Source organism: Spirillospora albida (genome assembly GCF_000718255.1).
Lineage (GTDB): Bacteria > Actinomycetota > Actinomycetes > Streptosporangiales > Streptosporangiaceae > Spirillospora > Spirillospora albida.
Window position 1 is genome coordinate 1 of sequence record NZ_JOFJ01000071.1, and the last position, 404, is coordinate 404.

General features: G+C 62.6%; 1 protein-coding gene. It reads left to right on the plus strand.

Going from position 1 to position 404, the window contains the following annotated elements:
• Positions 1 to 177: 177 nt before the first annotated feature.
• A partial coding sequence (locus IE99_RS0128570; protein WP_342666259.1) for a Ku protein occupies positions 178 to 404 on the plus strand: 227 nt, incomplete at its 3' end.

The window sequence follows — 404 nt, forward strand, 5'->3', positions numbered from 1 at the left end:
CCCCCTTGGTGAACCCGGTCGCGGGATACAGGACCTTGTCCAGGTTGCTGAGCGCGAGCCGTCGCCCCTCCACCACTGTGATCGGCGCCATACGATAAGAAAAGCATGCCGATTACGTGAAACACGGACATAAGCGATGAAAAGGCCTCGCCTGATCCGACCCGGAAGGTGCTGCACGTGCGATCCATCTGGAACGGTGCCATCTCGTTCGGCCTGGTCAGCATCCCGATCAAGCTGGTGAACGCCACCGAGAACCACACCATCTCCTTCCGCCAGATCCACACGGAGGACGGCGGCCGCATCCGCTACCGCAAGGTGTGCGAGCTGGAGGACCGCGAGGTCACCCAGGGCGAGATCGGCAAGGGGTACGAGGACGCGGACGGCACCATCATCCCGATCACCGA